Source organism: Kitasatospora sp. NPDC002227 (assembly GCF_040296285.1).
Classification (GTDB): Bacteria; Actinomycetota; Actinomycetes; order Streptomycetales; family Streptomycetaceae; genus Kitasatospora.
Genome location: NZ_JBEOWY010000061.1, coordinates 1 through 18,788 on the forward strand (window position 1 = coordinate 1; position 18,788 = coordinate 18,788).

An 18,788-nucleotide genomic window follows, 5' to 3' on the forward strand; every position below is an offset into this window, starting at 1 on the left:
AACCGGCCCCACGACGTCCACACCGGCGCCGCGGACCCGCTCGTCCCCAACTTTCCCGAACCCGAAAACCTGCCAACTGCTTGACGCGGGACACTGCAGTACAACAAGGCCCTGAACGCCTGGGCGTTCCTGGTGACCGGCGGCGACAGGGTCGGCGCTCCTCAGTACATCGCCCAGAGCGCCTCTGGACAGGCGACCACCACCGAGTGGACTCACCTCGTAGGAACCTACGATCCGGGAACGACCGATGGCATGGTCTCGCTCTACGTGAACGGCTCCCTCGTCGGGACCGCCAACGTTCCGAACTCGGCAAGCAACACCTGGAACGCCACCGGTCCGCTGACCATCGGCGCGGTGAAGACCAACACCGCCATCAACAACCAGACGACAGGCAGCATCGCCGGCGTCGGTGTCTACCCCTACACGCTGACCAAGGACCAGGTGGCGACCGTCTACCGCAACCAGTGATCTGACCCCGGCACAGCACCTTCACGGCCCGCCCCTCGCCGTCAGGCGAGGGGCGGGCCGTGCGCGTACCACCGGCGTGCCGGGGGAGCACCAGATCTTCGCAGAGGACAAACCAGACATACGTCGCAGTGCCGTTGACACCGGACCTGCCAACCGGTGGGATGAGGAGCCTGGCGAGCGGGTTGCGAGGAGGCTCCTGGTGCAGGCGCGGGTGTCCGTTGTTGCTGGTCGGCGGCTGCGGGATGCGGTCGAGCGGAGTGCGGCGCTGCGGGAGGTGCTGGGGCATCCGGCGGCGCTGGCGGCGCGGCGGGTGACGGCGCGGACGGCGCGTCAGTGGGCGCCGAAGACGGCGGACCGGCTGATCGCGGATCTGAAGGGGACGGAGCCCCTGCTCGAGTCGGTGCGGGCCGAGCGGCGGCGCGGGCCGAGGCGGCGGGCGCTGCAGCTGGCCGCGACGCTGTCGGCGGCGGCCGTGGTGGGCGGGCTGGTGGTCAGCGCGCCCGGGTACGCCACAGCTGCAGTGGGCCAGGCCGTGAGCAGCAGCACCACGCCCGGGCAGCAGACCCCCACCGGAAGCCTGACCAAGCCTCAGATCTACCCGAAGCCGCAGGAGATGCAGACCGGCGGCGCCCCCGTCACGGTGCCGAAGAGCGTGGCTCTGGTGCTGGCCGACAAGGCGGACGCCCCCGCCGTCGCCGCGCTGAAGGACGTGCTGCGCGAGGCGGGCGCGACGGAGATCACCGAGCAGAGCACCCAGTCGCAGACCCCCGTCACCGGAGCCCTGGTGGTGTACGTCGGCGGCCCCGCCGAGGGCGCCGACGGGACGGCGGACCGGGCGCTGCGCGACCTGTCGGTGGCCGCCGGGGACAAGGACACCCAGGGCCCGTCCTTCACCGGCCTGCCGAGCGGCGGGTACCTGCTGGCGACCGGCCAACTCCCGACGCTGGAGGGGACTTTCGGCGCGATCGTGCTCGCCGGGGTGGACCAGGCCGGCACCTTCAACGCCGTCCAGAGCCTGCGGCAGCTGCTGGCCCCGACGGACACCGGCACCGCGATCCCCGCCGTGACGGTGCGGGACTGGCCGAGCGGCGCGCCGCTGCGCGGCCTGGCCGAGTCGTTCTACGGCGAGCCGTGGAGCACCCGGCAGCGCCTGGAGCAGGTGGACTTCCTCGGCCGGACGAAGCAGAACTTCTACCTCTACGCCCCTGGCGGCGACCCGTACCGTCTCTCCCGCTGGCGCGACGCCTACCCTGACGGGCAGGCGGCCCAGCTGCGCCAGGTCGGCGACCGGGCCAGGGCCAACCACGTGACGCTCGGGTACTCGATCGACCCCGGGCAGTCGCTCTGCTACAGCTCGGCCAAGGACGCCGACGCGCTGGTCGCCAAGCTGGAGCAGCTGCGCCAACTCGGCTTCGGCGCCTTCCAGTTGCAGTTCACCGACGTGAGCTACACCGAGTGGCACTGCTCGGTGGACCGGAAGAACTTCGGCACCGGCCCGGCCGCCGCGGCCAAGGCGCAGGCGGCGCTGGTCGCGAAGGTGCGGGACAGGTTCCAGGCCAGGCACCCCGAGCTGGCGCCGCTGAGCGTGGTGCCGACGGAGTACCAGCGCTCGGGCGATTCGCCGTACCGGAAGGCGCTCACCGCCGCGCTGCCCAAGGACGTGCAGATCGCCTGGAGCGGTGGGGCGGTCTTCCCCGCGAAGATCACCACCGGGCAGGTCGCCGACACGGCCGCCGCGCTGGGCCACCCGCTGATGACGCTGGACAGCTACCCCGCCAACGACTCGGCGCCGGACCGGCTCTTCCTCGGGGCGTACGGCGGGCGCGACACGGAGGTGGCGAGCCGCTCGGCCGCGCTGGTGACGGCTGCGATGAGCCAGCCCGTCGCCTCCCGCGTCCCCCTCGCCACGGCCGCCGACTTCGCCTGGAACCCCGCGGGCTACCGCCCGGCCGACTCCTGGCGCGCGGCGCTGCGCACGCAGACCACCTCGGACGCCGCCCTGGCGGCGCTCACCGCGCTCGCGGGCAACAGCCAGTCGTCGCCGCTGGCCGCCACCGAGTCGGGCTACCTGACGCCGCTGCTCGACCACTTCTGGGCCGCCCTCGACGCCAGCGGCAACGCGACCCCGGACCTGGCCGGGCTGACCAAGGCCGCCGCCCCCGTCCGCGACGCGTTCACCACCATGGCCGGCGCCCAGCAGGCCCTCGGGCAGCAGGAGATCGGGGCCGAGACCGCCCCCTGGCTGGCGCGGCTCAGCGCGTACGGCCGGGCCGGGCAGACGGCGGTGGACATGCTGCTGGCCCAGCACGGGGGTGACGGCGCCAAGGCCTGGCAGGCCCGGGTGGCGCTGCGCCAGCTGCGCGCGCAGCTGGCGCAGGGCACGGCCACCGTCGGCGCCGGCGTGCTCGACGCCTTCCTGGACCGCGCGCTGCGCGAGGCCGACAGCTGGTCGGGGGTCAAGACGGGCGCCGTCGCCCCGACCACCACGCTGGGCACCGCGCACGACCACGCCGCCGCGCTGATGACCGACGACGCGCCGGACACCTTCTACTGGAGCTCCGCCCCGCCGCAGACCGGCGACGCCGTCGGGCTGGACCTCGGCCCCGGCCGCCCGCTGGGCAGCGTCACCGTGCTGATGGGCTCCTGGGGCAACGGCCCGGACGCGGCCTCGGCGGCCGACGACTACCTGCACGACGGGGTGCTCGAGTACACCACCGGCGAGGGCGGCTGGAAGCAGCTGGCCAAGGTGCACAACCAGAAGAACGTCACCGCCACCGCCCCGCCCGGCACGGTGGCCAAGGCCGTCCGGCTGCGGGCCACCGCGAGCCAGAAGACCGGGATGGCGGTGCGGGACTTCAGCATCACCGCCCCCGGCGACACCGTGGCCACCGTCTCCGGCGGCCCGGCCCCGCTGCCGGGCTCGGGCCCGGCCTCGGTGCTCGACGGCAACCCGGACACCGCCTACCGCGCCGCCGCCGCGCCGGCCGCGACCGACACCCCGCTCACCATCGAGCTGGGCGCGGCCCGGCCGATGGACCGGGTGACGGTGCTGACCGACCCCTCGGTGCGGGCCACCGCGACCCTCGAGGTGCGCCGCGCAGGTGCCTGGGCGGCCGTCGGCACGGTGCAGCCGGGGTACAACGAGCTGCCCGCGCCGGGCGCGGTGGACGCGATGCGGCTGCTCTGGGCCCCGGGCGGGGAGCCGCCGGTGGTCAACCAGGTGGTGCCCTGGTACGCGGACACGCCCGCCGCCCGGCTGAGCCTGAGCGACCCGGCCCTCGACGTGGTGGCCGGGCAGGCCACCCCGGTGCAGACCAAGGCGGTGCTCGAGTCGGGCCGCCCGGAGGGTGCCACCGGGGAGCTGAAGGCGGAGGTCCCGGCCGCCGCCAAGGGGCTGACGGTGACGCCGACGGCCGCCGTGACGGTGCCGCGCGGCTCCCAGGTGGGCGCTCCGGTGCAGCTGACGGCGGCGCCGGACACCCCGTCGGGCACGTACCAGGTGCCGCTGAGCTTCACGGTCGGCTCGGTGACCGTCCGCCAGACCCTGCAGGTGCACGTGGTGCCGCCGACCGGCGGTGCGGACCTGGCCCCGGGCTCGACGGCCTCCTCCTCCGGCGACGAGACCGCGGACTTCCCGGCCTCGGCCGTGGCCGACGGGGACCAGAAGACCCGCTGGTCCTCCCCCGCCAAGGACGACGCCTGGGTGCAGCTGAAGCTCGCGCAGCCCGTCCGGCTCGGCTCGCTGGTGCTGCACTGGCAGGACGCGTACGCCTCGGCGTACCAGGTGCAGACCTCGGCGGACGGCACCCACTGGACCACCGTGGCCAAGGTGGACGACGGGCGGGGCGGCACCGAGACGGTGCACTTCGACGCGCCGGGCACCCAGTACGTCCGGGTCCAGGGCGTCTCGCGGGCGACCAAGTACGGCTACTCGCTCTGGGGCGTGGAGGCGTACGCCGTGGCGGTCCCGCAGCCGCCCGCGCCCCCGGCGCTGCCGCTGCCCTCCCTGCCGCTGCCCTCCCTGCCCCCGCTGCTGCCGGGCACCCAGCCCACCCCGGGCACCGCGGCCGGGTAAGACGGCGGGCCGCCGTTGCTCCCGCTGAGGGGGTGCAACGGCGGCCCATGAGGCGTACCGATGGGGCAGGCCCGTTCGGATCGGGCGGGGCTCAGGCGGAGAGGGGCTCCGGCTGCTCACCGCGGTGGGTGGTGGAGTGCGACCGCACGGCGGCGGCCTGGTGGGCGACGGGGTGGTCGGGATGGTCGTGGTGCTCGTACTCGCGGAACTGCTCGATGCCGCCGTACGGCTCCAGGTAAGGACGCCAGCGCGGGTCTCTCAGGCCCGTGCCGATGATGCGCCAGGCCAGGCCGCTGGGCGGGGCCGGGGCGTGCTTCATCCGCCACCCGAGTTCGGTGAGGTGGCGGTCGGCCTTGGTGTGGTTGCAGCGGCGGCAGGCCGCCACCACGTTGTCCCACCGGTGCTGGCCGCCCCGGCTGCGCGGAATGACGTGGTCGACGCTGGTCGCGGCGGCCCCGCAGTAGACGCAGCGCCCGTGGTCACGGGCGAACAGGGCTCGGCGGGTGAGCGGGACGGGCCCGCAGAAGGGGACTCGCACGAAGCGGGTCAGTCGGACGACGGACGGCGCCGTGACGGCGCTGGTGGCGCTGTGCAGAGTGATTCCCGAGTCCTCCAGGCTGACCGCCTTGTGGTTGAGGACCAGGATGAGCGCGCGGCGCATGGAAACGACGCCGAGCGGCTCGTAGGACGCGTTGAGGACCAGGACATGCGGCACGGAGGCCTCCTTGGACGCCTGCGGCGCGTGGCTCGCGCCGGGACGAGCGGTTGACCGCGGCTTCCGCCGCGATCACCATCAGTGTCGCCTCACCGTGCAGTGAGGCGCCACCACTCCTGTGTAACGGACCTGTATGGAGGTGTTGTCATACCCGGTATGCCCAGGCAGTGGCCAGGATGCACCACCGGCCCGGCCCTTTCCGCCGTTTCGTCCAGCACCGGCACCGGAAAGGGTGACGCGCCGTAGGGCCTAAGCTGGGCCGGACGGCTCCGTTCCTCCGGGTCCGGGCCGTGTTCCGCGCCGCCTGCCCCAGGAAGGGTCCGTACGTGTTCCGCGCCACCGGCCTGCTCGCCGAAGCCTCTCCGAGCCCGAGTCCGAGTTCCAGCCCCCTGCCCGCCGATCCGCTGCCCCGGCTGGACCTCAAGGTGCCCACGAGCGCGAGCGAGGTCACGGACACCACCCGGCAGGCGGCCGGCTGGCTGCACGCCAACTGGCAGAGCTGGGTCGAGGGCGCGCTGCGGATCGTCTTCATCGTGGTGCTGGCGCTGGTGCTGCGCGCGGTGGTGCGCAAGCTGATCACCCAGTTGATAGGGCGGATGACCCGGCACTCGGAGACCGAGGCCGAGTTCGGCCGGCTCGGCGGGCTGCTGGCCAACAGCGGGGTGGTCAACACCGAGCGGCGCCAGCAGCGCTCCGAGGCGATCGGCTCGGTGCTGCGCAGCGTGGCCTCCTTCAGCATCCTGGGCACGGCCGCGCTGATGGTGCTGTCCGCCCTGGGGGTCAACCTGGCGCCGCTGCTGGCCAGTGCCGGGGTCGCCGGTGTGGCGATCGGTTTCGGCGCGCGGAACCTGGTGACGGACTTCCTCTCCGGGGTCTTCATGATCATGGAGGACCAGTACGGCGTCGGCGACGAGATCGACACCGGGGTGGCCACCGGCACCGTCCTCGAGGTCGGCCTGCGGGTCACCAAGCTGCGCGGCACGGGCGGCGAGATCTGGTACATCCGCAACGGCGAGGTGAAGCGGATCGCCAACATGAGCCAGGGCTGGAGCACCGCCTCGGTGGACGTCCAGGTCGGCTACAAGGAGGACCTGGAGCGGGTCGAGGGGCTGATCCGGGAGACGGCCGAGCAGCTGGGCAAGGAGACCCCGTACGACGAGCTGATCTGGGGCCGGGTGAAGATCCTCGGCGTGGAGTCGGTCGCGGCGGACTCGGTGGTGCTGCGGGTCGAGGCCCGGACCACGCCGGGCAAGTCGGCGCTGGTGGGGCGGGCACTGCGGCAGCGGCTGAAGACGGCCTTCGACCTGGCCGGGGTCAAGCTCAAGGAGGAGCCGGTCGCGGTGGCGGCCGCCCCGGCGGTGGAGACGGCCGCGCCCTCGGTGCTGGCCGATCCGGCCTCGGCCCGCTCGCTGGCCACCAAGCCGATCCCGGCGCCGGCCCCGGAGGACCGCCCCTGACGGCCCGACCGCCCGGTGAGCCCCGCCCCCGAGGCGGGGCTCACTGCTTTCCGGTAACGCTTCGGCATCCAGGGCGCACCGGGTCATTGACACTGCGCTGACGCGGGATCTACCTTCCTCTCGAAGCGATTGGAAAGTTTCCTAACAGTTCATCGGAGAGGCCGCCACGGCCCCGCCCGGTGGGCCCGGCCGGCGACAGAGGAGGATGCGGCCTGTGACCGACACCACCCGTACCCCCCTCGCCGGGACGCCGAGCCTGCTGCGCGCCATCAACGACCGCGCCGCGCTGGAGCTGCTGCTCGCCAACGGCCCCCTCTCCCGCACCCAGATCGGCAGCCTGACCGGCCTGTCCAAGCCCACCGCCTCCCAGCTGCTGGCCCGGCTGGAGTCGGCCGGGCTGGTCGAGCCGGTGGGCACCACGGCGGGCGGGCCCGGGCCCAACGCGCAGCTGTACCAGGTGAACCCGGCCTGCGGGTACGTGGCCGGGCTCGACGTCACCCCGGCCCGGGTCAAGGTGGCCGTCGCCGACATCACCGGCGTCGTGCTGGCCGAGCACACCGCGGTGACCAAGGGCTGGCCCGCCGCCGAGACGGTGGAGCGCACGGCCGCCGCCGTCGCCGAGACCGTCCGTGCGGCCGGGCTCGCCCCGGGCAGCCTGCGCGAGGTGGTGGTCGGCGTGCCCGGCGCGCTCGACCCGGCCAGCGGCAAGCTGCGCTACGCCTCGCACCTGCCCGGCTGGCACTCGCCCCGGCTGCTCGCCGAGGTGACGGCCGCGTTCGGCACCCCGGTGAGCGTCGAGAACGACGTCAACCTGGCCGCCGTCGCCGAACAGTCCTCCGGCGCCGCCCGGGGCTGCGAGGACTTCGTGCTGCTCTGGGTCGAGGAGGGCATCGGCGCGGCGATCGTGATCGCCGGGCGGCTGCACCGGGGCTTCACCGGCGGCGCGGGCGAGGTCGGCTACATGCCGGTGCCCGGCGCACCGGTGGTCCACAAGCAACGCCGGAAGAACTCCGGCGGCTTCCAGGAACTGGCCGGCGGCCCCGCCGTACTGGCGCTGGCCCAGGAGCACGGGCTGGCCGCGCCCACGGCCGAGCAGGCGATCGCCCTCGCGCTCGAAACCCCGGGCAGCGGTGACCGCTTCCTCGAGACCCTGGCGGAGCGCCTCGCCGTCGGGCTGGCCGTGATCGCCTCGGTGGTCGATCCCGAACTGGTGGTGATCTCCGGCGGCATCCCGACCGCCGGCGGCGACCGCCTGCGCGGGCTCGTCGAGGAGGCCCTGGCCCACATCTCCATCCCCCGGCCGGAGGTGCGCTGCAGCACCGTGCCCGGCTCGCCCGTCCTGCACGGCGCGCTGCAACGCGCGCTCGCCACCGCTCGGGAAGCGGTGTTCTCCACCCACTGACCTCTCCGCTCCACCTGTTCTCCCTGCACCAACTCCCATCCCCCCAGCACGGGCCGACGGGCGATGAAGCCTGCTCCCGTACCCCCAGGAGGACCCTCCAGTGCACACCCCCCGCAGATCCCGCCGGATGCTCGCCGCCGCGACCGGCGCCGTCATCGCCCTCTTCGCCACCGCCTGCACCGGTACCGGCTCCGGCGGCAGCACGGACGGTTCGGCCCCCGGCAAGGACGTGACGATCACCTTCTGGCACGGGTGGAACCAGGACAACGAGAAGAAGGCGATCAACGACAACGTCGCCGCCTTCGAGAAGGCGCACCCCAACATCCACGTGAAGGTCGTCGACAACATCGCCGACGACAAGAGCGAGCAGGCGCTGCGCGCGGGCGGCCCGGACGCGCCGGACGTGGTCTCCTCCTTCACCACCGACAACGTCGGCAAGTTCTGCTCGGCGAAGGTCTGGGCCGACCTCAACCCGTTCCTGAAGAAGGACGGCATAGACCCGGCCAAGACCTTCCCGGCCGCGATGCTGAACTACTCGCAGTTCCAGGGCAACCAGTGCTCGCTGCCGCTGCTGGGCGACGCGTACGGGCTGTACTACAACAAGGCCGCCTTCAAGCTGGCCGGGATCACCGACCCGCCGAAGACCTTCAGCGAGTTCGAGGCCGACGCCGTCAAGCTGACCGTCGCCCAGGGCGACGGCTACAAGCAGCTGGGCTTCATGCCGACCTTCCACGGCTACGAGTCCTCCCCCGCGCACTTCCTCGGCCAGTACGGCGCCTCGTACTTCGGCTCGGACGGCAAGTCGAACATCGCCACCGACCCGAAGGTCGCCGCGATGTTCACCTGGCAGAAGGGCCTGGTCGACAAGCTGGGCGGCTTCGCCAAGCTGGAGAAGTTCCGCTCCGCCTTCGGCGACGAGATGAGCGCCAAGAACCCGTTCGAGACCGGCCAGGTCGCGATGGCGATCGACGGCGAGTGGCGCACCGCCTCGCTGGCCGCCGACAAGGTCGGCTTCGACTGGGCCACCGCGCCCTTCCCGGTGCCGGACGACCAGGCCGCCAGCTACGGCCGCGGCTACCAGACCGGCACCATCATCGGCATCGCCCGCACCAGCCAGAAGCAGGCCGCCGCCTGGGAGTTCGTCAAGTACCTGACGACGAACACCGACGCCGTGGTGAGCTTCGCCGACGCGATCCACAACGTGCCGAGCACCATCGAGGCGCTCAACTCGCCGAAGCTGCTGAACGACCCGAACTTCAAGACCTTCCTGGACGTGGCGAAGAACCCCGCCTCCAGCACCACCCCGGCCTCCGTCAACGGCGGGGCGTACCAGCTGAGCCTGCAGAACTTCGGCTACGACTACGAGTCCGGCAAGCAGACCGACCTCCAGGGCGGTCTCGCGAAGACGGCCAAGGAGATCGACGCGGCCGTTGACCAGGCCAAGTAGCAGGCACCTCATGGCACTTCCGATCTCCAAGCCCCTCCCGGCGGCGCCCGCGCTGAAGCGCAAGCGCCGCCGGGAGACGGCCCGCACCCTGGCCTTCCTCTCCCCCTGGCTGATCGGCTTCGGCGTCTTCTTCGTCTACCCGCTGGTCTCCACCGTCTACTTCTCCTTCATGAAGTACGACGGGTTCACCGCCCCGACCTTCACCGGGCTGAAGAACTGGGCCTACGTCTTCACCAAGTACCCGTTCTTCTGGCAGGGCCTGGGCAACACGCTCTGGCTGGTCGTCGTGATGGTGACCCTGCGGGTGCTCTTCGGCCTCGGCATCGGGCTGCTGATCACCAGACTGAAGACCGGGGTCGGCTTCTTCCGCACCCTGTTCTACCTCCCCTACCTGGCCCCGCCGGTGGCCGCCACGATGGCCTTCGCCTTCCTGCTCAACCCCGGCACCGGCCCGGTCAACCACCTGCTCGGCGAGCTCGGGCTGCCGCAGCCCGGCTGGTTCACCGACCCCACCTGGTCCAAGCCGGCCCTCACCATGCTCGCCATGTGGGGCATCGGCGACCTGATGGTCATCTTCATGGCCGCCCTGCTCGACGTGCCCAAGGAGCAGTACGAGGCCGCCGAGCTGGACGGCGCGGGCCCCTGGCAGAAGTTCCGCTTCGTCACCTTCCCGAACATCTCGCCGATCGTGATGTTCGCCGTGGTGACCGGCGTGATCCAGACCATGCAGTACTACACCCAGGCCATCGTCGCGGGGAAGGTCGCCAGCGGCGTGATCGGCGGCTCCGGCCAGCAGTTCGAGCCCGGCTACCCGCACGGCTCCACCTGGACCCTGCCGCAGATGGTCTACAACCTCGGCTTCCAGCGCTTCGACACCGGCTCGGCCTGCGTCGTGGCCGTCGTGCTCTTCGCGATCTCGATGGCCTTCACCTCCCTGCTCTTGCGCCGCAAGTCGGGCTTCATGTCGAGCGAGGACTGATGACCCTGACCGCTTCCCTGCCCGTCGGGCAGCCGAGGACCGCCGCCGCCCGGGTGGCCCGCCGCCGGGCCGCGCTGCACTGGGTGGCCACCCACACCGTGGCGATCGCCGCCGCGCTCTTCTTCGTCCTGCCGTTCGTCTTCGTCTTCCTCACCTCGGTGATGTCCGACCGGCAGGCGCTCACCTCCGACCTGTGGCCGCACGAGTGGCACTGGGACAACTACCTGAAGGTCTGGCAGACCTCCGGCTTCCTCACCTGGTGGCGCAACACCCTGGTCTACGCCGGGGCGGGCACGCTGCTCACCGTGGTCTCCAGCGTGCCGGTGGCCTACGCGATGGCCAAGTTCCGCTTCCGGGGCCGCAACCTGGCGCTGGTGGCGGTCATCTCGATGATGATGCTGCCGCCGCAGGTCACCGTCATCCCGATGTACCTGTTCTGGGCCAAGCAGCTGCACCTGACCGGCTCGCTCTGGCCGCTGATCATCCCGATGGCCTTCGGCGACGCGTTCTCGATCTTCCTGCTGCGGCAGTTCCTGCTGACCATCCCCAAGGAGTACATCGAGGCCGCCCGGATCGACGGCTGCGGCGAACTGCGCACCCTGCTGCGGGTGGTGCTGCCGATGGCCAAGCCGGCCATCGCCGCCGTCGCGCTGTTCCAGTTCTTCTACTGCTGGAACGACTACTTCGGCCCGCAGATCTACGCCAGCGAGAACCCCGGCGCCTGGACGCTCAGCTACGGCCTGGAGTCCTTCAAGGGCGCGCACCACACCGACTGGAACCTCACCATGGCGGCCACCCTGCTGGTGATGGCCCCGGTGATCATCCTCTTCTTCTTCGCACAGAAGGCCTTCATCGAAGGCGTGACACTGACAGGGGTCAAGGGCTGATGGCTCTCAAACTGGCTATCGTCGGCGGCGGTTCGACCTACACCCCGGAGCTGATCGACGGCTTCGCCCGGCTGCGCGACAGCCTCCCGATCGCCGAGCTGGTGCTGATCGACCCGGCCGCGGAGCGGCTCGAGCTGATCGGCGGCCTGGCCCGGCGGATCTTCGCCAAGCAGGGCCACGACGGCCTGGTCACCACCACCACCGACCTCACGGCCGGGGTGGCCGGGGCGGACGCCGTGCTGCTCCAGCTGCGGGTGGGCGGGCAGGCCGCCCGGGACCAGGACGAGACCTGGCCGCTGGAGTGCGGCTGCGTCGGGCAGGAGACCACCGGCGCGGGCGGGCTCGCCAAGGCGCTGCGCACCGTACCGGTGGTGCTGGACATCGCCGAGCAGGTGCGCCGGGCCAACCCGGACGCCTGGATCGTCGACTTCACCAACCCCGTCGGCATCGTCACCCGGGCGCTGCAGACCGCCGGCCACAAGGCCGTCGGCCTGTGCAACGTCGCGATCGGCTTCCAGCGCAAGTTCGCCGCCCACCTGGGCGTCGACCCCGAGCTGGTCCGCCTGGACCACGTCGGCCTCAACCACCTCACCTGGGAGCGCGGCGTCACCCTGCTCGACGCCCCGGGCGCCGCGACCGGCCGCGAGGTGCTGCCCGAACTCCTCGACGGCTTCGGCCAGGAGATCGCCGAGGACCTGCTGCTGCCGCTCCCGGTGATCCGCCGGCTCGGCGTCGTCCCCTCCTACTACCTGCGGTACTTCTACCAGCACGACGCCGTGGTGGCGGAGCTCAAGGTCAAGGGCTCGCGGGCGGCGGCCGTGGCCGCGATCGAGCGCGAACTCCTGGAGCTGTACGCCGACCCGGCGCTGGACACCAAGCCGGAGCTGCTCGGCAAGCGCGGCGGGGCCTTCTACTCCGAGGCCGCCGTGCAGCTGATCGCGGCCCTGCTGGGCACCGGCGGCGGCTCCTCCGTCCAGGTGGTCAACACCCGCAACGACGGCGTGCTCCCCTTCCTCCCGGACGACGCGGTGATCGAAGTGCCCGCGTCGGTCGGCCCGGACGGTGTGCGCCCGCTGCCGCAGCGGCCGGTGGAGCCGCTGTACGCCGGGCTGATCGCGAGCGTCACCGCGTACGAGCAGCTGGCCCTGGAGGCCGCCCTCAAGGGCGGGCGCGACCGGGTCTTCGACGCGCTGCTCGCCCACCCGCTGGTCGGCCAGCTCGACCGTGCCGAGCAGCTCACCGACCGGCTGCTCGCCCACAACAAGGCGCACCTCCCCTGGGCCTGACGCAGGCCCGCACGGGCGCCAACCCCCTCCCGGCCGCAGCGGCCGGGACACGTGACGAGCAGGGACCTCCAGACCCGATGGACCACACTGAACAGCTCCCCGGCGTCCTCGCCATCGACGCCGGCAACAGCAAGACCGACGTCGCGCTGGTGAGCACGGCGGGCGAGGTGCTCGGCACCGCGCGGGGCGGCGGATTCCAGCCCCAGCGGGTCGGCGCCGAGGCGGCGGTCGGCGCCCTGACCCCGCTGGTCGCGGCCGTGGCCGCCCAGGCCGGGCTCGCCCTCGGCGGGCGGCCGCTGGCCGGCCACGTCAGCGCCTGCCTGGCCAACGCCGACCTCCCCGTCGAGGAGGAGCAGCTCCTTGCCGCCATCACTGCCCAGCCGTGGGGACTGAGCAGCGCGGTGGCCAACGACACCTTCGGCCTGCTGCGGGCGGGCACCGAGCGGCCGCTCGGGGTCGCGGTGGTCTGCGGCGCCGGGATCAACTGCGTCGGGCTGCTGCCGGACGGGCGGACGGCGCGGTTCCCCGCGCTCGGCATGCTCACCGGCGACTGGGGCGGCGGGGCCGGGCTGGCCGCGGAGAGCCTGTGGCTCGCGCACCGGGCCGAGGACGGCCGGGGCAGACCCACCGGCCTGGCCCGCGCCATCGCCGACCACTTCGACCGGCCCAGCACCATGGCGGTGGCCGAGGCGGTGCACCTGGGGGCGATCGAGGACGTCCGGCTGCACGAGATCGTCCCGCTGCTCTTCGCCGAGGCAGCCTCCGGCGACTCCGTCGCCCTCGACCTGATCGACCGTCAGGCCGACGAGATCACCCGGCTCGCCGTCATCGCCCTCACCCGCCTCGACCTCCTCGACGTCGAAGCCCCCGTCGTCCTGGGCGGCGGTGTCCTCGCCTCCCGCCACCCCCTCCTGATCGACAACATCCGCACCCGCCTCACCGCCGCCGCCCCCCTCGCCGTCCCCCGCATCGTCATCGCCCCACCCGTCCTCGGAGCGGCCCTCCTCGGCCTCGACCACCTGGGAGCAGCCCCGGAGGCCCAGACCCGGCTACGCACCCACTACGAGGAACCGTCCACGGGCGCGGCCCGCCCTGCTGCCGCCTTCACCAAGGCACTCTGAGCCGGTTGCACCATCTGCTCGGGGGCGCGAGGAACTGCGCGAGATCGGAAGACGACGGCGGGCTGCCTCCCGCAGCGCGCAGTTCCTCGCGCCCCCAAATAGTGCAAGTGCCCCTCGCGCGGAGCGTCAACGCCCGAACGTCCGCCGGTAGTCCGACGGCGTCACCCCCACGCGCCGCACGAACGCCGCCCGCAGCGACACGGCGGAGCCGAAGCCGCACCGCGCCGCGATCTGCCCCACCCCCGACTCCGTCTCCTCCAGCAGCCGCTGGACCTCGAGCACCCGCTGCTCCAGCAGCCACCGCAGCGGCGGCACCCCCGTCGCCTCGGTGAACCGCCGCGCGAACGTCCGCTCCGACATCACCGCGATCCGCGCCAGCTCCCCCACCGTCCAGGGACGTTCGAGAGAGCCGAGCGCCGCCTCCCGAACCGCCGCCAACGGATCGCCGCCCGCAGCGGGCAGCGGTACCGGCGAGGGGATGAACTGGGCCTGGCCACCCGCCCGGAACGGCGCGGTGACCATCGCCCGCGCGATCCCCGCCGCCACCCTCTGCCCGTGCGCGGCCCGCACCAGGTGCAGGCACAGGTCGATCCCGGCGGCCACCCCGGCCGAGGTCCACACCTCGCCGTCCCCGGTGAAGAGCACCTCCGGCTCGACCGTCACCGCCGGATGCCGCTCGGCCAGCGCACCCGCCAGCCGCCAGTGCGTGGTGGCCCGCCGCCCGTCGAGCAGCCCGGCGTCCGCCAGCACGAAGGCGCCCGCGCACAGCCCGGCCACCGGAACCCCCCGCTCCCGCACCGCCCGCAGGGCGTCGAGCACGGCCTCTGGCCGCCGCACCAGCGGGTCCTCCACCCCCGGCACCACCACCAGATCGCAGTCGGGCAGCGCGTCGAGCCCGTGGTCCGGCACCCGCTCGAGACCACCGCCGAGCCGTACCCGGGCTCCGGCCGGTCCGCAGACCCGCAGGTCGAAGCCGGCGCCCCACACCTCCCCGATCACCGCGTAGTCGAAGGCCCGTACGCCGTCGAAGATCAGGCACCCCACAGTCCGCATGGCGGGAATCTATCCACCGGCGGCAGTCCAGCCCCTCACCAGGGCCGTTCCCCCGCGGCCAGCATGGAGCCATGACGAACACCAGCGCCTTCGACGCCCCGCTCCAGCTCACCGACGACGCCGTCCTGGTGGTGATCGACGTCCAGCAGGGCTTCGACGACCGCGCCGCCTTCGGCCCCCGCGACAACCCCGACGCCGACGCCAACATGGCCGCCGTGATCGACGCCTGGCAGCGCACCGGCCGCCCGGTCGTCACCGTCCAGCACGGCTCCGCGAGCGGCCCGCTGCAGCCGGGCACCCCGGGCTACGCGCTCAAGCCGTACGTGGCGGCCGTCGAGCCGGACCTGCACATCACCAAGACCGTCAACAGCGCCTTCTACGGCACCCCCGACCTGCACGCCTGGCTGCAGGAGCGGGGTGCCGAGCAGCTGGTGCTCATCGGCATCCTGACCAACGTCTGCAACGAGACCACCGCCCGGATGGGCGGCAATCTCGGCTACGACGTGGTCTTCCCGGTCGACGCCATGCACACCGTCGACATGGCCACCCCCGACGGCACCACCGTCCCCGCCGCCGACCTGGCCCGGGCCACCGCGGCCGCCCTGCACTCGATGCGCTTCGCCAAGGTCACCACCACGAAGGCCCTGCTGGCCGCAGCCGAGTGACGGCATCCAGTTGCACTGTCGAGGGGCGCGAGGAACTGCGCGAGACGGGAGGCGACAGGCCGTCATCTTCCGACTTCGCGCACGCAGTTGATCGAGCGGGGCCTCGCGCCCCTCGGTGTTGCAACCGGCTCACAGCGAAGCGTTCTGCACCCACTCCGCCAGGAGCTTCGCGCAGCCGTCCACGGCCTCGCGCCAGGTGCGGTCCGCCCCGGCACCGGCCTCGTCGCTGACGTGCTTGACCAGCCGTACCGGCACGCCGGCCCGCTGGGCGACGGTGGCCACCGCGTAGCCCTCCATGTCGACCAGGTCGGCGTCCCGCGCCAGCCGCTCCTTCGCCGCCTCGTCGGAGACGAAGAGGTCCCCCGTGGCGAGGGTGAGGCCGGGGCCGTCGTGGAGGGTGAGCGGGGCGCCGTAGCTGCGGCCGGTGAGGGCGTGCAGGACGGGGGTGTCGATGTCGTGCTGGAGCACCTGGGCGATCTCGTGGGTGCCGCCGAGACCCGGCCGCAGCGCCCCTGCCGTCCCGAGGTTGACCACCGACGCGGGCCTGACCCCCTGTGCCAGCACGGCGGCGACCGCCGAGGCGGCGTTGACCTTCCCTATCCCGGTCAGCAGCACCGGCAGGCCGTCCCCGAGGTACGCGGCCTCCTCCCGCACGGCGACAACGAGCAGCGGGCGGGTGGCGGAGATCGTTCCAAGCAGGCGCATGCCCCCATCGTATGGGCCGAACGAGTCACCCCCGCGCTACCCGCTCCGCCCCGGAACCGCATAGGGTGCATCCCGCGTCGCCCGTCACAGCACCACATGCGGACGGAAGCTCAAGATCAGCGCAAGTCGCGTGTGACCCCCGGGCCGCGCGGTGATACTGCTGGCGACGGGCCGACGCCCGGCAACTCCGAGGTCCACAGGGGGGATGGGAGAGGTGGCGACACCGGTACGGAGACCCGAGGTGACACCGGTTCAGCAGCAGGCCGTGGTCCCCGCCCAGCGACAGCCGTCCGCACCGGCGACCCGCCGGCTGCTCGGGCGCACCACCGGCAGACTGCGGGAGAGCACCCGCACGGCACCGGGGCGGCTCCGGCTCGCCGGCGCCGTGCTGACCGGCCTGCTGCTGCTCCTGGGCGCGGCCACCTGCTGGCAGGCGGTCGGCCTGGGCCGCGCCACCGACCAGGTCGTCTCGCACAGCGAGCCGCTGAGCGAGAACGCCGCGGAGATCTACCGCTCGCTCGCGGACGCCGACACCACCGCGGCGGGCAACTTCCTGCTGGCCGGGAACGCCCCGGCTGCCGTGCACCAGCGCTACCAGGACGACCTGGCGAAGGCCGGCCGGCTGCTCACCGAGGCGGCGGCCCGGACCGACACCAGCTCCGCGGCACAGGGCTCGATCGCCAAGCTGAACCAGCAACTCCCGGTGTACTCGGCCCTGGTGGCCACCGCCGGGACGTACGACCGGCAGGGCCTGCCGCTCGGCGGCGCCTACCTGCGGCACGCCTCCGAGCTGATGCGGACCACCATGCTGCCGACCGCCCAGCAGTTGGTGGACGACGAGCGCAAGCGGCTGGACGCCGACTACGAGGACGCGCTGGGCCTGCCGTACCTGGCCGCCGGGCTCGGGGTGCTGACCCTGGCCGCCCTGGTGTGGTGTCAGGTCCTGCTGCTGCGCCGGACCAACCGGGTGTTCAACATCGGGATGCTCGGCGCCACCGCGGCCGTGGTGCTGACCCTCGGGTGGCTGGCGACGGCCGGTGCGGCGGCGCAGAGCGGGCTCGGTGACAGCCGGGACCACGCGGCCCGGCCGCTGCGGGCACTCGACCAGGCCCGCTTCTCGGCGCTGCAGGCGCGGGCGGCGGAGAATCTCGACCTGGTCGCCCGGGGCGCCACCACGCAGTACACCACCGACTGGGCGGCCGACACCAAGGCCCTGTCCGGCGGGCAGCTCGACCAGGCACGGCAGGGCGCTCCGGAAGGCTCCGTCCAGGCGCTCACGGCGGCCCGTACGGCGTTCCAGAACTGGACCGCCAAGCACCAGGCGGCCGCCACCGCCAACGACGCGGGCGACTACGACACCGCACTGAAGGCCGTGATCGGCCCCGGCTCGGACAGTTCGGACGCCGCCTTCGCCGCGCTGGACCAGCACCTGGCCGACGCGGCCACCGTCGAGCAGGCCGCGTTCCGCTCGGCGGCCCGGGGCGTCGGCGGGTGGTGGACCGCGCTGGCGGGCGGCGCGGTGGTGCTCGCGGCGCTGGGCGCCGCGGGAGTGGTGGTCGGCCTCGGCCGACGGCTGGCCGAGTACCGGTAGACGGGGGGCAGGGCATGCGTGGAGTACGGAACAGAGCGCTGGTGACCGTGGTGGCGCTGGCCGCCGGGCTGCTCGGCGCGGGCAGCTCACAGGGGGCGGACGCCCCCGCCGCGGCCCGGCCCGAGGCGGCCCCGGCCGCGGCGGGGAGCTGCGACACCCGCAGCAGCCTGCCGCCGAGCCGGGACGAGAGCGGCTCGAAGATCCGGGCGATCAAGCAGCGCGGCAAGCTGATCGTCGGGGTGGACCAGAACAGCTACCACTGGGGCTACCGCAACCCGCAGACCGGCCGGATCGAGGGCTTCGACATCGACCTGGCGCACGCGATCGCCAAGGCGCTGCTCGGGGACCCGGACAAGGTGGTCCTCAAGACGGTGCCGACGGCCAAGCGGATCGAGGCCGTCCAGAACGGCGACGTCGACCTGATCGCCCGCACCATGACGATCACCTGCGACCGGCTGCAGCAGGTCGCCTTTTCCGTCCCCTACTTCTCCTCCGGGCAGCGCCTGGTGGTGCCGAAGTCGGCCCACGTCACCTCGGTGGACCAGGGCCTGCGGGGCAAGCGGGCCTGCGCCGCCGACCAGTCCTCCTCGCAGACGGAGCTGAAGGCGAACCCGCACGGCACGGCCTCGGTGCGGATAGTCGCCAACCAGCTGGACTGCCTGGTGCTGATGCAACTCGGCGAGGTGGACGCCACCTTGACCGACACCACGCTGGCCGCCGCGCAGACCTCGCAGGACCCGACGGTGGAGCTGGCCGGCGAGCAGATCGCCCCGGCCTACACCGGAATCGCGATGAAGAAGGAGAACACCGACCTCGTCGCCCGGGTCAACCAGGTGCTGGCCGACTACCGCTCCGACGGTGGCTGGCAGGCGAGCTACCAGCACTGGCTGGCCGCCAGCATGGGCACCGACCCGACCCCGTACCTGCCGTGACCGAC

The 18,788-nt window shown here is 72.9% G+C and carries 15 protein-coding genes; 12 read left to right on the forward strand and 3 right to left on the reverse strand.

Annotated elements, in window-relative coordinates:
• Positions 1-111 precede the first annotated feature (111 nt).
• Together ABT095_RS34075 and ABT095_RS34080 are read left to right on the forward strand one after the other, a co-directional pair.
• On the forward strand, positions 112-468 hold the full coding sequence (locus ABT095_RS34075) for a LamG-like jellyroll fold domain-containing protein (RefSeq protein WP_350533477.1): 357 nt from the start codon (positions 112-114) through the stop codon (positions 466-468).
• Between the two features lie 199 nt (positions 469-667).
• Positions 668-4,543 (forward strand): beta-N-acetylglucosaminidase domain-containing protein, encoded by a 3,876-nt coding sequence (locus ABT095_RS34080; protein ID WP_350533444.1) that lies wholly within the window; start codon positions 668-670, stop codon positions 4,541-4,543.
• A gap of 91 nt (positions 4,544-4,634) precedes the next feature.
• On the opposite strand, the gene ABT095_RS34085 is transcribed toward ABT095_RS34080, so the two are convergent.
• Positions 4,635-5,258: an HNH endonuclease gene (locus ABT095_RS34085; RefSeq protein WP_350533445.1), complete on the reverse strand. Its 624-nt coding sequence runs from the start codon at positions 5,256-5,258 to the stop codon at positions 4,635-4,637.
• A 326-nt stretch (positions 5,259-5,584) separates the two neighbouring features.
• On the opposite strand from ABT095_RS34085, the gene ABT095_RS34090 reads away from it, so the two are divergent.
• From ABT095_RS34090 to ABT095_RS34120, 7 genes are all read left to right on the forward strand, one after another.
• Positions 5,585-6,715 carry a mechanosensitive ion channel family protein gene (locus ABT095_RS34090; protein WP_502885117.1) on the forward strand — a complete coding sequence of 377 codons (1,131 nt, stop codon included), beginning with the start codon at positions 5,585-5,587 and terminating at the stop codon, positions 6,713-6,715.
• Positions 6,716-6,920: 205 nt separating this feature from the next.
• Complete coding sequence (locus ABT095_RS34095; protein ID WP_502885118.1) at positions 6,921-8,117, forward strand: ROK family transcriptional regulator; 1,197 nt, start codon at positions 6,921-6,923, stop codon at positions 8,115-8,117.
• Between the two features lie 127 nt (positions 8,118-8,244).
• A complete protein-coding gene (locus ABT095_RS34100; RefSeq protein WP_350533479.1) occupies positions 8,245-9,564 on the forward strand; it encodes an ABC transporter substrate-binding protein in 1,320 nt (439 codons plus the stop codon).
• Between the two features lie 10 nt (positions 9,565-9,574).
• Positions 9,575-10,543 (forward strand): carbohydrate ABC transporter permease, encoded by a 969-nt coding sequence (locus ABT095_RS34105; protein ID WP_350533447.1) that lies wholly within the window; start codon positions 9,575-9,577, stop codon positions 10,541-10,543.
• Positions 10,543-11,430 carry a carbohydrate ABC transporter permease gene (locus tag ABT095_RS34110; RefSeq protein WP_350533448.1) on the forward strand — a complete coding sequence of 296 codons (888 nt, stop codon included), beginning with the start codon at positions 10,543-10,545 and terminating at the stop codon, positions 11,428-11,430. Before ABT095_RS34105 ends, ABT095_RS34110 begins: the two co-directional genes overlap by 1 nt.
• On the forward strand, positions 11,430-12,716 hold the full coding sequence (locus tag ABT095_RS34115; protein WP_350533449.1) for a 6-phospho-beta-glucosidase: 1,287 nt from the start codon (positions 11,430-11,432) through the stop codon (positions 12,714-12,716). Before ABT095_RS34110 ends, ABT095_RS34115 begins: the two co-directional genes overlap by 1 nt.
• Positions 12,717-12,793: 77 nt before the next feature.
• Positions 12,794-13,837, forward strand: coding sequence for an N-acetylglucosamine kinase (locus ABT095_RS34120; RefSeq protein WP_350533450.1), 1,044 nt, complete (start codon positions 12,794-12,796; stop codon positions 13,835-13,837).
• Positions 13,838-13,963: 126 nt separating this feature from the next.
• On the opposite strand, the gene ABT095_RS34125 is transcribed toward ABT095_RS34120, so the two are convergent.
• Entirely contained in the window at positions 13,964-14,890 is a 927-nt protein-coding gene (locus ABT095_RS34125) for a GlxA family transcriptional regulator (protein WP_350533451.1), read from the reverse strand.
• Positions 14,891-14,961: 71 nt separating this feature from the next.
• Here ABT095_RS34125 and ABT095_RS34130 point away from each other — a divergent pair, with 71 nt between their 5' ends.
• Positions 14,962-15,555 (forward strand): cysteine hydrolase family protein, encoded by a 594-nt coding sequence (locus ABT095_RS34130; protein WP_350533452.1) that lies wholly within the window; start codon positions 14,962-14,964, stop codon positions 15,553-15,555.
• A 129-nt stretch (positions 15,556-15,684) separates the two neighbouring features.
• Here the strand turns inward: ABT095_RS34130 and ABT095_RS34135 are convergent, their stop codons facing one another.
• The gene (locus ABT095_RS34135; RefSeq protein ID WP_350533453.1) at positions 15,685-16,260 is read right to left on the reverse strand and encodes a nucleosidase; all 576 of its coding nucleotides are present in this window, start codon (positions 16,258-16,260) and stop codon (positions 15,685-15,687) included.
• A gap of 241 nt (positions 16,261-16,501) precedes the next feature.
• On the opposite strand from ABT095_RS34135, the gene ABT095_RS34140 reads away from it, so the two are divergent.
• Together ABT095_RS34140 and ABT095_RS34145 are read left to right on the forward strand one after the other, a co-directional pair.
• Positions 16,502-17,851, forward strand: coding sequence for a GlnX family signal transduction membrane protein (locus ABT095_RS34140; protein ID WP_350533454.1), 1,350 nt, complete (start codon positions 16,502-16,504; stop codon positions 17,849-17,851).
• A gap of 14 nt (positions 17,852-17,865) precedes the next feature.
• Positions 17,866-18,783 (forward strand): glutamate ABC transporter substrate-binding protein, encoded by a 918-nt coding sequence (locus tag ABT095_RS34145; protein WP_350533455.1) that lies wholly within the window; start codon positions 17,866-17,868, stop codon positions 18,781-18,783.
• Positions 18,784-18,788: the final 5 nt, after the last annotated feature.

Excerpts from the sequence above, each read along its gene's own strand:
- ABT095_RS34095 (WP_502885118.1), top strand. The coding sequence starts at position 6,921 with ATGCGGCCTGTGACCGACACCACCCGTACCCCCCTCGCCGGGACGCCG.
- ABT095_RS34100 (WP_350533479.1), top strand. The coding sequence starts at position 8,245 with ATGCTCGCCGCCGCGACCGGCGCCGTCATCGCCCTCTTCGCCACCGCC.
- ABT095_RS34105 (WP_350533447.1), top strand. The coding sequence starts at position 9,575 with ATGGCACTTCCGATCTCCAAGCCCCTCCCGGCGGCGCCCGCGCTGAAG.
- ABT095_RS34110 (WP_350533448.1), top strand. The coding sequence starts at position 10,543 with ATGACCCTGACCGCTTCCCTGCCCGTCGGGCAGCCGAGGACCGCCGCC.
- ABT095_RS34115 (WP_350533449.1), top strand. The coding sequence starts at position 11,430 with ATGGCTCTCAAACTGGCTATCGTCGGCGGCGGTTCGACCTACACCCCG.
- ABT095_RS34120 (WP_350533450.1), top strand. The coding sequence starts at position 12,794 with ATGGACCACACTGAACAGCTCCCCGGCGTCCTCGCCATCGACGCCGGC.
- ABT095_RS34125 (WP_350533451.1), bottom strand. The coding sequence starts at position 14,890 with ATGCGGACTGTGGGGTGCCTGATCTTCGACGGCGTACGGGCCTTCGAC.
- ABT095_RS34130 (WP_350533452.1), top strand. The coding sequence starts at position 14,962 with ATGACGAACACCAGCGCCTTCGACGCCCCGCTCCAGCTCACCGACGAC.
- ABT095_RS34135 (WP_350533453.1), bottom strand. The coding sequence starts at position 16,260 with ATGCGCCTGCTTGGAACGATCTCCGCCACCCGCCCGCTGCTCGTTGTC.
- ABT095_RS34145 (WP_350533455.1), top strand. The coding sequence starts at position 17,866 with ATGCGTGGAGTACGGAACAGAGCGCTGGTGACCGTGGTGGCGCTGGCC.